The 13,486-nt window shown below is 62.4% G+C and carries 11 protein-coding genes; 2 read left to right on the top strand and 9 right to left on the bottom strand.

The genetic code is table 11. The features are described 5' to 3' along the window. Positions 1 to 22 precede the first annotated feature (22 nt). Positions 23 to 1,825 (bottom strand): MORN repeat-containing protein, encoded by a 1,803-nt coding sequence (locus tag NKL04_RS29935; RefSeq protein ID WP_245271359.1) that lies wholly within the window; start codon positions 1,823 to 1,825, stop codon positions 23 to 25. 188 nt (positions 1,826 to 2,013) lie between these two features. Next, complete coding sequence (locus tag NKL04_RS29930; RefSeq protein ID WP_023691993.1) at positions 2,014 to 3,093, bottom strand: trypsin-like serine peptidase; 1,080 nt, start codon at positions 3,091 to 3,093, stop codon at positions 2,014 to 2,016. A 402-nt stretch (positions 3,094 to 3,495) separates the two neighbouring features. On the opposite strand from NKL04_RS29930, the gene NKL04_RS29925 reads away from it, so the two are divergent. After that, positions 3,496 to 4,587, top strand: a complete 1,092-nt coding sequence (locus NKL04_RS29925) for a S1 family serine peptidase (RefSeq protein WP_031209149.1) — start codon at positions 3,496 to 3,498, stop codon at positions 4,585 to 4,587. Between the two features lie 80 nt (positions 4,588 to 4,667). On the opposite strand, the gene mgrA is transcribed toward NKL04_RS29925, so the two are convergent. The 7 genes from mgrA to NKL04_RS29890 form a co-directional block, all read right to left on the bottom strand. Next, complete coding sequence (gene mgrA / locus NKL04_RS29920; protein ID WP_023700130.1) at positions 4,668 to 5,714, bottom strand: L-glyceraldehyde 3-phosphate reductase; 1,047 nt, start codon at positions 5,712 to 5,714, stop codon at positions 4,668 to 4,670. Positions 5,715 to 5,771: 57 nt separating this feature from the next. Next, a complete protein-coding gene (locus tag NKL04_RS29915; RefSeq protein ID WP_023700131.1) occupies positions 5,772 to 6,914 on the bottom strand; it encodes a Gfo/Idh/MocA family protein in 1,143 nt (380 codons plus the stop codon). Between the two features lie 11 nt (positions 6,915 to 6,925). Then, on the bottom strand, positions 6,926 to 7,672 hold the full coding sequence (locus tag NKL04_RS29910) for a sugar phosphate isomerase/epimerase family protein (RefSeq protein WP_023669800.1): 747 nt from the start codon (positions 7,670 to 7,672) through the stop codon (positions 6,926 to 6,928). 118 nt (positions 7,673 to 7,790) lie between these two features. Further along, positions 7,791 to 8,891 (bottom strand): ABC transporter ATP-binding protein, encoded by a 1,101-nt coding sequence (locus NKL04_RS29905; RefSeq protein WP_023686606.1) that lies wholly within the window; start codon positions 8,889 to 8,891, stop codon positions 7,791 to 7,793. Positions 8,892 to 8,896: 5 nt separating this feature from the next. Next, positions 8,897 to 9,832, bottom strand: a complete 936-nt coding sequence (locus NKL04_RS29900) for a carbohydrate ABC transporter permease (RefSeq protein ID WP_023669802.1) — start codon at positions 9,830 to 9,832, stop codon at positions 8,897 to 8,899. Continuing rightward, complete coding sequence (locus NKL04_RS29895; protein ID WP_023669803.1) at positions 9,825 to 10,718, bottom strand: carbohydrate ABC transporter permease; 894 nt, start codon at positions 10,716 to 10,718, stop codon at positions 9,825 to 9,827. Before NKL04_RS29895 ends, NKL04_RS29900 begins: the two co-directional genes overlap by 8 nt. Before the next feature lie 81 nt (positions 10,719 to 10,799). Continuing rightward, entirely contained in the window at positions 10,800 to 12,038 is a 1,239-nt protein-coding gene (locus NKL04_RS29890) for an ABC transporter substrate-binding protein (RefSeq protein WP_023686607.1), read from the bottom strand. 392 nt (positions 12,039 to 12,430) lie between these two features. On the opposite strand from NKL04_RS29890, the gene NKL04_RS29885 reads away from it, so the two are divergent. Further along, complete coding sequence (locus NKL04_RS29885) at positions 12,431 to 13,474, top strand: LacI family transcriptional regulator (RefSeq protein ID WP_023700133.1); 1,044 nt, start codon at positions 12,431 to 12,433, stop codon at positions 13,472 to 13,474. Positions 13,475 to 13,486: the final 12 nt, after the last annotated feature.

The raw sequence follows: 13,486 nt of genomic DNA, 5'->3' as shown, positions 1-13,486 counted from the left end.
CCCGAAAGGATGTGACAGGATCTCAACAGCCTTGCAGATCTTCCGGCAGATAGCAAACCGCCGGCTTGGTGCTGGTTTCAAACAGCGACTGCTTCGGCCTGAAATAGAAGAACGTGGCCGGCTTGCTCTCGCGTGTGCTGCCATCGGCGAAATGGGCGGCGATGCTGAAACGATGGATCGACGACATGGAGGACCACATTTTCAGCCGTGCCGTGTAGGCGCTGAGATTCTTGTTGCCGCGCACCGGCATGGGGATGCTGTAATCGGTCTTGCCGATCGGAAATTCGATGTTCTGGTAGCGCAGCGCTTCGGGCGACGCGCCGCCGCCATCGCCGCATTCGGCGAGCGATTCTGGGACCTCGATGCTGACCAGCGAGACGACGACGCGAAACGGCTCGCTCTGCTGGTAGACAGCGCCATGATCGTCCGCCCAGGAATAATCGAGCTTGCCGATCCCGGTCGCGCTCATTTTCTCGACGCTGCCGCTGATGTAATCGGCAACGTCGCCGAACTTGACCTTGTTGGCTACCTGGGCGCGGCAGACATCCAGGCTGTCCCTTGACGGGCAGGTGAAGCGCTCGGTCTCGAGCGTGGTTGTGTCGACGCCGGCTTCAGTCAGCACGTCCTTGATCGAGACGTCGACGCCATCGCCGAAAGTGCCGATGTCCTTCGTGAACATGCGGCTCGGCTCGCCGGTCGCGTTGTCCTCCTCGTCGGTCCTGGTGAACTGGATCGACATCTTCATGTCTTTCACGTCGCCCCAGCCATTGTTGACGATCGAGAAGTCGGGGCGGAAGCCGACGCAGCCATAGTGCTCGCTGATCGACAGCATCGGCTTGCGGTAGGCCTCGCTCGCGGCCACCTTCATTTCCAGGCTGTCGATCTTGACCCTCGACTGGTCGGTGGTCTTGAGGTCGACTTCGGCGAAGGCCGGCGCCGTCTCCCAGTCCATGCCTTCATAGACATTGCCGGTACGAATCTCTCCGGTGCCGTTCCAGGCATCGTTGTACTGGTCCGACACCGGATAGATCGCGATGTCTTCGTCGCGCACCAGATGCTGGTACTGCATGTCGGCCTGCTGCGTCATGCGCTGGTCGACGGCAATGCCGATCTCGACCTTGTCGGCGGAACCGCCGCCGGTCTGCGCCTTGAGCAACCCGCCCACTCTGGCATCGGCCAGCACGTCGGGGCGCGCACCGCCGATCTCCTTGCCCATCGCCCATTGCGACCAGTAGACGGTGCCGCCGGGCAGCCGGGTGCGGCCCTTGCCGTCCTTCAGCCCATCGGCAAAAGAGCCGACGAATATCTCGCCTGTCTTCGTCTCCAGCCTGCCCTCGCCATTCGGCACACCGGCCCTGAATTGCCCTTCATAGCGATTGCCGTCGGCATCGACATGGATCGCATGGCCGTCGAGCTGGCCGGCGACCCAACGGCCGTCGAGAACCTCGCCTGAACGCAGCTCCAGCCGGCCTTGTCCTTCGGGGCGGCCATTCCTGATCTCGCCGAAATAGCTGGAATAGATCGTCTTGGGGTCATAGCTCGCCGAGCCGCGTACGCGCCAGACCAGCCTGCCCTTGCCGTTGACGGTGCCGTCGGCTGCGACGGTGCGGTCCGGCGACACGCCGGCTGCCGGCTCCCAGGTGAAATCAAGACCCAATTCCGGGTGGGAATCCCAGACCCGTACATTCTTGCGCAGCACCGAACGTGTTTCGCTTTTATAGAGGATTTGCACCCGCTCGGCCCAGGCGCCATCGGGTGTGGCACCGCCTTGATCGGCCATAGCGGAAAAGCATGTCAGTGCGGCCAGCATGGATGCAGCCGCCATCGCTTTGACTCCGAAGATCATTCTTGCCCGCGCCATCTTACCCAACCCCTTGGATCGCCTAGCGTAAGCACCGCTGTAACACAGTGCAAGAGAGGTGTTTCGATACAAAAAAACCGGCGGCAGGAACGTCCCGCCGCCGGTTTGGTAGTGCTGGTTATCGCCGCTGTTTGCCGGCGAAAGATCGGGCCTTATTTGTACAGGCTGTTGATCCACGCCACGTTGGCAGCGTTCAGGCGCACCGCAGTGTTGGCGTTGGGGCTTTCGGCCACGTTCACGCCGGTGACGACGCGCTGCTTGGCGCCATTGTCATAGGCGTAGACCGAGCTGCCGCTCGACCCCGGATAGGTGTCGCAGTCGTACTGGAAATACTCCGCGCCGACGTTTTCGGCTTTCACTTCGCAGGTCGCCTTCCACATCGTACCCATCGGCTTGTCGCCGGGGTAGCCAACGATGTTGGCGGTGAAATCGCCGAGGTTCTCATAGTTGGCATAACCCAGCCAGCCGAGATTGGTGCCGACATCCTGCTTCAGCGTAATGATGCCGAGGTCCCACGGAATGACCGAGCCGTAGTAACCCTGATAATTGTCGATGAAGCCCTGCAGGATATAGACGCTCTCGTAGCTGAAAGCGCCAAACGGTGCATCGTCGGCGGTGTTGCCGTTGAGCGACGGCACGAAGATGACGTCGTCGAGCCAAGCCTTGTCTTCATTGCTGTAGAGGCAATGCGCGGCGGTGAGCACCGTGCGCGGACCGATCAAAGTCCCCGAACAGCTGCCGTAACCGCTCTTGGCTTTGCCTTCGATATAGCCGATCGCGGTGAACGGGTAGGTCTTGGTGTTCTTGATCTGCTCGCGGTCGTCGGCCCCGAACACCTGGCGGCCGGCTTCGTCGCCGCCCGTCAGTCCGGTCTTGTCGGCGTTCGGTGTGTTGGCGGGCGCGTTCAATTCCTTGATGACAAGGTCCTTCAGCGTCTCGCCTGCATCGATCTTGATGTCCTTGCCATCGGCGGAACGTCCGACGATGCCATAGGATTTGACCGCCGTGCCCTCGTCGGTCAGCGGCGCTGCCCGGCTGGCTTCATCTTCGGTCAGTTTCGGCGGAGCGATCGGCTTTGCCCGGCCGGGCTGGTAGTCGCCCGTTCCGAGATCGCGCATGCTTTCGCCATTGCCGGCATTCGCTGAGCCGGGATCGGCGGCGAAGGCAGGCATCGTCCACAGTGCGGTGGATAGCAGTGCGGACGCAATGATAGTGCTTGTCAGTTTCGTCATGGTGAGACTCTCCCAAAAGTCAGCAAGGAGTGGAGCAAAATACAGAAATATTGTCGAGATCGTGGTGGAGTTAAAAAATTAGTTTGGTTACCCGCCCGTATCGGATCATCGGTCCGGGCGGCCTCGTTAAAGCCCTCCGCCAAACGCACCCGCGTCGATATACTGCCTAAAATAATCCAACATTGGCAATGACAAATCGCTTCCACGTAGGCAGTGGGGGGCTATAGGGTTTGGGTGGGCTCTGCCCGATGGGGCACGATTAGCAAAAGTGGTATTTCGGTTTTATGGCCGCGCGGACGTCGTTCGTTCTGGCGGAAGGCGATCGAGGTACCGGTACCGCTTCTGTTGGTTATGCGTCATGGCGGCATGGCTCGGCAATTTTCATCTCAGGAGGGTTTCAAGGTGAACATTATCCATCGGTTCAGGCCGCTTGCCGCTGCATCGCTGCTGGGCATCGCGGCCGCTTTCCCCGCCGTCAACACACTCTATGCAGCCGACGACGCCGTCAGGCCGGAAGCGGCGGTCTCGCCGATGCAGCGCGTTGCCGAAGCCCGGGACAAGGCCAAGGCCGAGAACCCCGACGGCGCCGACCGCGTCTATGGCGGCAAGGAAGCCGACAAAGGGGCCTATCCGTTCCAGGTGGCGCTGCTGACCAGCGCCCGGCTGGACCCCAGCCCGGCCTCGCAGCCAAACGCGCAATTCTGCGGCGGCAGCCTGATCGCGCCGCAATGGGTGCTGACGGCGGCGCACTGCCTCAACGACAAGGGCCGGCCGATTTCGCCCGACACGGTGACCGTGCTGACCGGCGCCACCGATCTTACCGAAGGCAAGCGCTACAAGGTGGTCGAGGTCATCGTCAACGAGGGCTATAGCGAACAGACGCTGGACAATGATCTCGGCCTGCTCCGGCTGGCGGAGCCCGCCGATGCGCCGGTCATCAAGATCACCAATGAGCCGACGCCAGACAGCGGCAAGACCACGGTCATCGGCTGGGGCAAGATGCAGGACGGCACCTTCCCGACCGCGCTGATGGTGGCCGATCTCGATCTCGAGCCGAGCGCTGCCTGCAACAGCGGCATCAAGTCGATCTATGCGCATGACTTGAAGGCGGCACTTGGCGATCTCTCGCATCGGATGCGTTATTCGGAAAAGGGCATCGATGCCGCCGCCAATGCGATCGCCGCCGATATGTCGGATCCGCTGACCAAGAACATGATCTGCGCCGGCACCGACAGCGGCGAACGCGACGCCTGCAACGGCGACAGCGGCGGTCCGCTGTTCATGACCGGCGCCAACGGTCCGGTCCAGGTCGGCGTCGTCTCCTGGGGCGAAGGTCCGTCCGACGGCACCGCCGCTTGCGGCCACAAGAATGCCTATGGCATCTACACGCGATTGGCCAACTATACGGGTTGGATCGAAGCCAAGATGAAGACCCCGGCTCCGGCAGCCGCGGCGGCGCCCAAGGCCGGTCTCGGCACGGCCAAGAAGCCCTGAACGGGCCCGAAGCTTGATAAACGCAAAACGGCGGGATCTTTCCCGCCGTTTTGATTCATGTCCGGTGCCGGCTGTTCCGCTTACTTCCGCGGCGGGCCTTTGCGCTCGGCCGACGCCGCCCACAGATTGATGTCGGACTCGCGTGCGTAAGTGTCGATTTCGGCGAGCTCGGCATCGCTGAACTCGAGCACCTTGAGCGCGCCGACGCAGTCCTCGACCTGTTCGGGCCGGCTGGCGCCGATCAGCGCCGAGGTGACCCGGCCCTTGCGCAGCACCCAGGCCAGCGCCATCTGCGCCAGCGTCTGGCCACGCTTGCCGGCGATCGCGTTCAGCGCCTGGATGTTAGCGATGGTCTTTTCGTTGATGAAGGCGGGCCGCAGCGACTTGCCTTGGCTGGCGCGGCTACCCTCGGGGATGCCGCCGAGATATTTGTCGGTCAGCATGCCTTGCGCCAGCGGCGAGAACACGATCGATCCGACACCGAGCCCTTCCAGCGTATCGAGCAGTCCGTCCTCTTCGACCCAGCGGTTGAGCATCGAATAGCTCGGCTGATGGATGATGCAGGGCGTACCGAGCTGCTTCAATATGTCGGCCGCCTCGCGCGTGCGCTGCGAATTGTAGGACGAGATGCCGGCATAGAGCGCCTTGCCGGAACGCACCGCATGGTCGAGCGCGCCCATCGTTTCCTCAAGCGGCGTATCCGGATCGAAGCGGTGCGAATAGAAGATGTCGACATAGTCGAGCCCCATCCGCTTCAGGCTCTGGTCGAGGCTCGCCAGCACATATTTGCGGCTGCCCCATTCGCCATAAGGCCCTGCCCACATCTCATAGCCCGCCTTGGTCGAGATGATCAGCTCGTCCCGATAGCCGGCGAAGTCGGTGCGCAATATCTCGCCGAAGGCGATCTCGGCCGAGCCCGGCGGCGGACCGTAATTGTTGGCGAGATCGAAATGGGTGATGCCGAGATCGAAGGCCTTGCGCGCGATCGCCTGCTTGGTCTTGTGCGGCGTGTCGTTGCCGAAATTGTGCCACAGGCCGAGCGAGATCGCCGGCAGTTTCAGGCCGGATCCCCCACATCTGTTGTAGAGCATTTTCTCATAGCGGTGTTCAGCCGGCTGCCAGCGCATGGGTACAGATCCTGGATTGTATGGGTGTCGGCGCGAGCGCGCCGACACCCTTCTACCTCATTTCTGCTTCGCCAACAGTCCTTTTGCGTCCTTGACGCCGAGTGCAGCCGGCCGCTCGCAGCTGGTCTGCATGGCGACGAACTTGCCGGTCTCGCCCGACCGCAACAGGCCGGTCATGACGTCGACGGCATGCAGCGCGAGCTCCATCGAGCAACGATGCGGCCGGCCCTCGGCGATCGCCAGCGCCATGTCGGCAAGGCCTGCTGTGCGGTAGTTGGCCATCATGCCCTGGCCGTGCATTTCGTTGGGCACGCCGAACGGATGCTGCCATTTCGGCAGTTTCTTCACCGGTTTTGCCGCCTCGGTTATGCGCACGTCGCCACCGAAGAAATTCGGATCCGGCACGAACACCGTGCCCGTTTCGCCATAGAGTTCCATCGGCGCATGACCATGCGCCCAAACGTCCCAGCTGGTGTTGAGCGTGACCACGGCGCCGTTCTCGAACTCCAGCAGGCCGTGGATCGTCGTCGGCGTGTTGACCGGGATTTTTTCGCCCGCGCGCGGTTTCGACGAGATCGTGCGTTCCTTGGCAGGCGTCGTCGCGAAGGCCGCCACCTGCTTCACCGGCCCGATCAGCTGGATCAGGTTGGTGATATAGTAAGGCCCGATGTCGAGCACCGGCCCGGCGCCCGGCTGGAAGAAGAAATCGGGATTGGGGTGCCAGTGCTCCATGCCGTGGCCCATCACATGACAGGTGCCGCTGGTGATCTTGCCGAGCGCGCCGGTGTCGATGAGGTTGCGCACCAGCTGGTGCGCGCCGCCGAGGAAAGTGTCCGGAGCCGAACCGATGCGCAGCCCTTTCTTCTCGGCCCGGCTCTTGAGGTCGAGGCCTTCCTTGACCGACAGCACGAACGGCTTTTCCGAATAGACGTGCTTGCCGGCATCGAGGATCTGCTTCGACACCCCGTAGTGCACCGCCGGGATGGTGAGGTTGACGATGATGTCGATCTCGTCATCCTTGAGCAGTTCTTCGACGGTCTCGGCGCGCAGCTTGAACTCCTTCGCCCGTGCCTTCGCCGCGTCCATGTTGATGTCGGCGCAGGCGCGCATCTCGATGCCGCGAAACAGCGGCGCCAGCGAGAAATATGCTTTCGAGATGTTGCCGCAACCGATGACGCCGATACCCAGTTTCTTTGCCATGATGATTGTTCCTAGTAAGCCTTGACGGATGCGAGCGAGCGGCTGGCGAAGCGCTCGATGTCGTTGGGGTTGTCCTGTTCCATCACGTAATATTTGGCCGCGCTCTTCGCCCGAAGTGTCTTGATCAGGCCGGCCCAGTCGATGGTGCCGTGGCCGACATCCGCCCAGCCGTCCTCGTCAAGGCCTTCGCCTGACTTGGCCATGTCCTTGACATGGACGGCGCTGATGCGCTTGCCGTGCTTTTCGATCCACGGCAGCGGATCAACGCCGCCGCGGACTACCCAGGCGACGTCCATCTCCCAGCCGATGTCGGGCGCAGCCGACAGGATGTGATCCTGCGGCACCGAGCCGTCGGCGAGTGTCTTGAACTCGAAATCATGGTTGTGCCAGGCAAAGCCGTAGCCGGCTTTTTTTGCGGTCTCGCCGACCTTGGCCAGACGCTCGCCAAAGCCGCGCCAGCCGGCAGCGTCGGCCGGCCGCTGCTCGGCCAGCAGATAGGGACAGATAACGAGCGTGATGCCGAGTGCGTCGGCTGTTTTGCGTACGCCGTCGAAATCATTCTCCAGCGCATCGATCGAGAAATGTCCGGTCGGCATCGAAAGCCCGTTCTTGTCGAGTTCGGCGCGGAACGCCGTGGGGTCGTCATAGACGCCGCCGAAACCTTCGACTTCCTTGTAGCCGAGCTTGCCGAGCATTTTCAGGATGCCGTCCCACGGCTGGAAATTGCGGGCGCTGTAGAGTTGGAATGACCAGTTCATCGTCTCTGTCCGTTTCTTGGGTGGTTAAGGCTTGGGGATGTTTTCGGGGGATCGTTTTCGCGAGATCGTTTTAGGGGGATCGTTCTTGGGAGGATGGTTTGCGGATGATTCTAGAGGGTCACAGGCGATTGCCGGTCGCAGCGTCGAACAGCGAGGCGCGCGCCGGATCGAAACCGAACTGGATCGGATCGCCGCTGCGCAGCGTCCGTTCCGCTTCGACGCGGAAGGAGAAGTTGCGGCCGGCAAGCTTGGTCCACACCAGCGTGTCGGAACCCATCGGCTCAACGATCTCGACCGAACCGCCGGCGGAAAACGGCATCGACTTTGCAGCGTCACCGAAAGCGATGTGTTCAGGCCGGATGCCCAGCACGCAAGCGCCGGCCGGGCGCTCCGTGCCGTCAAAGGTATAGCGGTCGAGCGGCACCGAAACACCGTCGGTCCTGAACGCCGGAGCAGCACCGGCTTCCAGCTCCCCTTCGAGGAAATTCATCGCCGGCGAGCCGAGGAAGCCCGCGACAAAACGGTTGACCGGCCGGTTGTAGATCGTCTGCGGCGCGTCGAGCTGCTGGATGACGCCGCCGCGCATGACCGCGATACGGTCGGCCAGCGTCATCGCCTCGATCTGGTCGTGGGTGACGTAGATCATGGTGTTCTGCAGCTTGCGATGCAGAAGCTTGATTTCGACGCGCAGTTCCGAGCGCAGCTTGGCGTCGAGATTGGATAGTGGCTCGTCGAACAGGAAGACGTCGACGTCGCGCACCAGCGCCCGCCCGATCGCCACGCGCTGGCGTTGGCCGCCGGACAAGGCCGCGGGCTTGCGCTGCAAAAGCGGCTCGATCTGCAGGATCTCGGCGGCGCGGGCGATGCGCTTGGCGATCTCGTCCCTGGGCACGCCGGCAACGCGCAGGCCGAACGACAGGTTCTTCTCCACCGTCATTTGCGGATAAAGCGCATAGGACTGGAACACCATGCCGATGCCGCGATCCTTGGGCTCTTCCCAGGTGACGTTCTTGCCCTTGATGAAGATGCGGCCTTCGGAAATATCGAGCAGCCCGGCGATGCAGTTGAGCAAGGTCGACTTGCCGCAGCCCGAGGGACCGAGCAGCACGATGAACTCGCCCTCTGCGACCTCGAGATTGAGGGTCTGCAGCACCGATACAGAGCCGAAATTCAGGGACAGGTCCTGGATCGAAACGCTGGTGCCGTTGGCTGCCGTCATCGCCATCACCCTTTCACCGCACCGGCGGCGATGCCGCGCACGAAAAGCTTGCCGGAAATGAAGTAGACGATGAGTGGCACAAGGCCGGTCAGGATGGTGGCGGCCATGTTGACGTTGTACTCCTTCACGCCTTGCACCGAATTGACGATGTTGTTGAGCTGCACCGTCATCGGATAGGTGTCGGGGCGGGTGTAGACGACGCCGAACAGGAAGTCGTTCCAGATGCCGGTCACCTGCAGGATGATGGCGACGACGAAGATCGGCAGCGACATCGGCGCCATGATCCGCAGGAAGATGCCCCAGAAGCCGGCGCCGTCGACCCGTGCCGCCCTGAACAGCTCTTCCGGCATCGAGGCAAAATAGTTGCGGAACAAAAGCGTGAGGATCGGCATGCCGAAGATGGAATGGACGATCACCAGGCCGCTGAGGCTGCCGTAGAGGCCGATCTCGCGCAGGATGATGACGATCGGATAGATCATCACCTGATAAGGGATGAAGGCGCCGACGATCAGGATGACGAAGAATGTGTCGGCGCCCTTGAAGCGCCAGTTGGCCAGCGCATAGCCGTTCACCGAGGCGATCGCGATCGACAGCAGCACTGACGGCACAGTGATGCGCACCGAATTCCAGAAGCCGCGCGAAAGCCCGTCGCAATTGAGGCCGGTGCAGGCCGTCGCCCACGCCTTCACCCACGGTTCGAACGTGATTTCGAGCGGCGGCGAGAAGATATTGCCCATCCGTATCTCGGGCATGCCCTTAAGCGAGGTGACCACCATCACATAGAGCGGCAGCAGATAGTAGACTGCCACCACGATCAGCGTGCCATAGAGGAAGATGTTGCGGCGCGAGAAGACATGCCGCGGCTTCGGCCCGCGCGGCCCGGAGGCTTCGCGCTCGGCTGCACCCGCGCTGGCGGGCAAAGGGACGGCCGGGTCAGCCACGCTTCCTGCCTCCGAATTCAAGGTAGGCCCACGGCACGACGACGATCACCACCGAGAGCAGCATCATGGTCGAGGCGGCGAAGCCCTGGCCAAGATTCTGTGCGAAGAACATGTAGTCATAGACATATTTGGCCGGCACTTCGGAGGCGATTCCGGGGCCGCCGCTGGTCTGGGCGACAACGAGGTCGTAGACCTTGACGATGCCCGACGCGATGATGACCAGCGTGGTGATGAAAACCGGCCGCATCATCGGGATGACGATGAACAGATAGGTCTTCCACATCGGGATCCCGTCTACCCGCGCCGCCTTCCAGATGTCCTCGTCGATGCCGCGCAGGCCGGCCAGCATCAGGCACATGATGAGCCCGGTGCCTTGCCACAGCGCCGCAATCGAAATGCCGTAGATGACGATGCTGGAATTGTAGAGCGGGTCGAAGTTGAAGCTCGTCCAGCCGAGGTCCCGCACCACATGCTGGATGCCGAAATCCGGATTGAGCAGCCACTGCCAGACCAGGCCGGTGACGATGAAGGAAAGCGCGAACGGATAGAGGAAGATGGTGCGGAACGTGTCCTCGAAACGGATCTTCTGGTCGAGAAGCGCTGCAAGCAGGAAGCCGATGACCAGTGAGAACACCAGCGAGATCGCGCCGTAGATCAAAAGGTTCTCGATCGAGATCAGCCAGCGCGGCGTCGCCCACAGCCGGTAATACTGGTCGAGCCCGGCGAAATTCAGCCGTGGCAGCAGCTTCGAATTGGTGAAGGAATAGAACACCGTCCAGACGGTGCCGCCGACGAAAACCACCGACGCGGTGAGGATCATCGGGATCGAGGCGACCTTCGCATTGAGGTTGCGGAACAGCGGGTTGGGGCGTTCGCTCTTGCTCATCTCGTCAGCCGGCTGGGTAAGGGCGGTGCGATCCCGGCCCTGCTTTCGCAAGGCCGGGAGCGAGGTGTATTGCCTCCAACGTCAGTCTGCCGAAGCGATGAGGTCGGCGAAGCGCTTCTGCGCGTCTTCGATGGTCAGGTCCGGCTTGGCGAAGAATTCGGCGAAGAGATCTTCCTTCTGCTTCTGGGTATCCTGCGAAAGCAGTTGGTCCGTCCACGGGATGACGGCGCCCTTGGCGAGGATGGCCAGACCCTTCTTCATGCAGTCGTTCGCCGCATTGAGATCGACGTCACCGCGCACCGGCAGCGAGCCCTTCTTGAGATTGAAGGCGACCTGAGTCTTAGGGTCGAGCAGCGTCTCTGCCAACACCTCCTGCGCCTTGGACTTGTCGGCATCCTTGAGCAGCGGGAAATAGAAGGCGTCGCCGCCGGTGGCGATCACTTCGTTCAGACCGAGGCCCGGCAGGCAGGCATAGTCCTTGCCGGCGACCTTGCCGGCAACCTGGAACTCGCCTTGCGCCCAGTCACCCATGATCTGGCCGCCGGCCTTGCCGGTGATGACCAGATTGGTCGCCTGGTTCCAGTCCTGCACATTGGTGTTCTTCGCCATCTTGCGGGCATCGTCGGCGGCCTTGAAGACCTTGGCGATCTCGGGCCCAGCGGCGAACTTGGCGTCCTTGTCCTTGTAGACCTTGAGGAATGCATCGGTGCCGCCGACCGCCGCCAGCAGCACATCGAAGGCGCCGGAAGATTGCCAGGCCTGTCCGCCGACAGCGAGCGGGATGATGCCCGCCTTTTCCAGGGCGGGCGCTGCCGCCACGAATTCATTCCAGTCCTTCGGCAGCGGCACGCCGGCCTTATCGAAGGCTTCGTTCGACAGCCACAACCACTGCCAGGAGTGGATATTGACCGGCACGCAGTAGATCTTGCCGTCTATGGTGCAACTGTCGAGCAGGCTCTTCGGCCGCACGATTTCCGTCCACTTGCCCTTGGTGGCGACATCGGTGAGGTCGCGCATCAGGCCGGCCTGCACCAGTTCTTCGGCCTGCCGGCCGTGATTGAACTGGGTGGCGCCCATCGGATCGCCGCCGGTGATGCGGCTGATCATGATCGGCCGTGCCGTGCCGCCGGATCCGGCAATGGCGCCATCGACCCAGTGATTGCCGGTGGCGTCGAAGGCCTTGGCGAATTCCGCAACCGCCGCTGCCTCGCCGCCCGACGTCCACCAATGGGTGACTTCCAGGTCGGTGGCGGCCGCCGGGCCGGCAAGCTGAAGCGCGGCCGTCGCGGCAAGGGCAGCGGTCAAAAGTCTATAGCGCATTTCGGTTCCTCCCAGAATCTGAAACGTTACAGATTTTCGATACGGCAATTATGCGGTGCGTGCAACCCCTGAGATAAACGCGCTCGAATGTTTTTTCGAGGCGCGAACAAATTCGTTGCGTGCAAACCGGCAAACTCCGCGCAAAACCGGGTGCTGCGCTGCAAAATCATGCTGCAGCGCAAGAAAACCGTCTCGAACCTGATGGTCGCGCAACGTTTCTGGCCGCCAAAACCCTGCCAAAACCATGGCTTGAGAGGCCCACGCGCTGCGATGTTGGAAATCTGTAACGTTTCAGTATATTGAGGCCTGACTGCGAAGAACCGTGCCACATCGTCATCGAAGCGATTGTCGGCTGGTCCGGCGGCTGCTATGCGCCTGACGGGGCGGGACGAATGGACAGGGACCAGACGGACAAGGACGACGAGGCGTCGGCGCATGAGCGGCCGACGCTGAAGACGCTTGCCTTCATGACCGGGCTCGGCGTCACCACCGTCTCGCGCGCGCTCAAGGATGCACCCGAGATCGGCGCCGAGACCAGGCGGCGGGTTCAACTCGTCGCGAGGCAGATCGGCTACCGGCCGAACCGCGCCGGCGTGCGCCTGCGGACCGGCAAGACCAATGTTATCAGCCTCGTGCTCAATACCGAGCGCGAGATCATGAGCTTTGTCTCGGACATCATCTACGGCGTCTCGGAGGTCATTGCCGACACACCCTATCACCTGATCGTCACGCCCTACTCGCGCTCGCAGGATCCGCTGGACCCGGTAAAATATCTGGTCGAGTCCGGCTCGGCCGATGGCGTCATCATCTCACGCACGCAGCCCAACGATCCGCGCGCCCGCTACATGCTGGAGCGCGGCATACCCTTTGCCACGCATGGCCGCACCGACATGGGGCTTGTCCACCCCTATCACGACTTCGACAATTACGCCTTCGCCGCCGAAGCGGTGCGCCATCTGGCCAGCGTCGGCCGGCGCCGGCTGGCGCTGGTAGCGCCGCCGGTCGGGCTCACCTATTACGACCACACGGTCAATGGCTTTGCCGACGCACTGAGCGAGGTCGACGCCAGCGAAGTGCCGTTCAACGCTGTTTCGATCGACCAGTCGATCGATCAGATCAGGACGCGGACCGCGCAGTTGATGCGCCGCGACGTCAGGCCGGACGGTTTCGTCAGCAGCGCCGCCGCAGCAACGCTGGCCATCGTCGCCGGCATCGAGGATGCCGGCCTGAAACTCGGCCGCGACGTCGATGTCGTGTCCAAGCAATCGTCGGAACTGCTGCATCTGTTCCGCCGGGAGTTGCTGATCGTCAACGAAGACTTCCGCCTCGCCGGCACCGAGCTTGCCCGCGCCGTGCTGGGCTGGATAGGCGGCGCGGCACCTGGCTCTTTGCAGACTGTGGTCAAGCCAGGCGACGTCGTCGCGTATCAGGGCTGACTGGCACGACCT

The sequence above is a fragment of the Mesorhizobium sp. C264A genome (genome assembly GCF_040324515.1).
Taxonomy (GTDB): Bacteria; Pseudomonadota; Alphaproteobacteria; order Rhizobiales; family Rhizobiaceae; genus Mesorhizobium.
The sequence above is the reverse complement of the archived record's forward strand: the minus strand, read 5'-3'. Positions and strand labels throughout refer to the sequence as shown.

Bases quoted from the DNA above. Each gene is read 5' to 3' on its own strand.
- NKL04_RS29935 (WP_245271359.1), bottom strand. From the start codon at position 1,825: ATGGCGGCTGCATCCATGCTGGCCGCACTGACATGCTTTTCCGCTATG.
- NKL04_RS29930 (WP_023691993.1), bottom strand. From the start codon at position 3,093: ATGACGAAACTGACAAGCACTATCATTGCGTCCGCACTGCTATCCACC.
- mgrA (WP_023700130.1), bottom strand. From the start codon at position 5,714: ATGCGCTGGCAGCCGGCTGAACACCGCTATGAGAAAATGCTCTACAAC.
- NKL04_RS29915 (WP_023700131.1), bottom strand. From the start codon at position 6,914: ATGGCAAAGAAACTGGGTATCGGCGTCATCGGTTGCGGCAACATCTCG.
- NKL04_RS29910 (WP_023669800.1), bottom strand. From the start codon at position 7,672: ATGAACTGGTCATTCCAACTCTACAGCGCCCGCAATTTCCAGCCGTGG.
- NKL04_RS29905 (WP_023686606.1), bottom strand. From the start codon at position 8,891: ATGACGGCAGCCAACGGCACCAGCGTTTCGATCCAGGACCTGTCCCTG.
- NKL04_RS29895 (WP_023669803.1), bottom strand. From the start codon at position 10,718: ATGAGCAAGAGCGAACGCCCCAACCCGCTGTTCCGCAACCTCAATGCG.
- NKL04_RS29890 (WP_023686607.1), bottom strand. From the start codon at position 12,038: ATGCGCTATAGACTTTTGACCGCTGCCCTTGCCGCGACGGCCGCGCTT.
- NKL04_RS29885 (WP_023700133.1), top strand. From the start codon at position 12,431: ATGGACAGGGACCAGACGGACAAGGACGACGAGGCGTCGGCGCATGAG.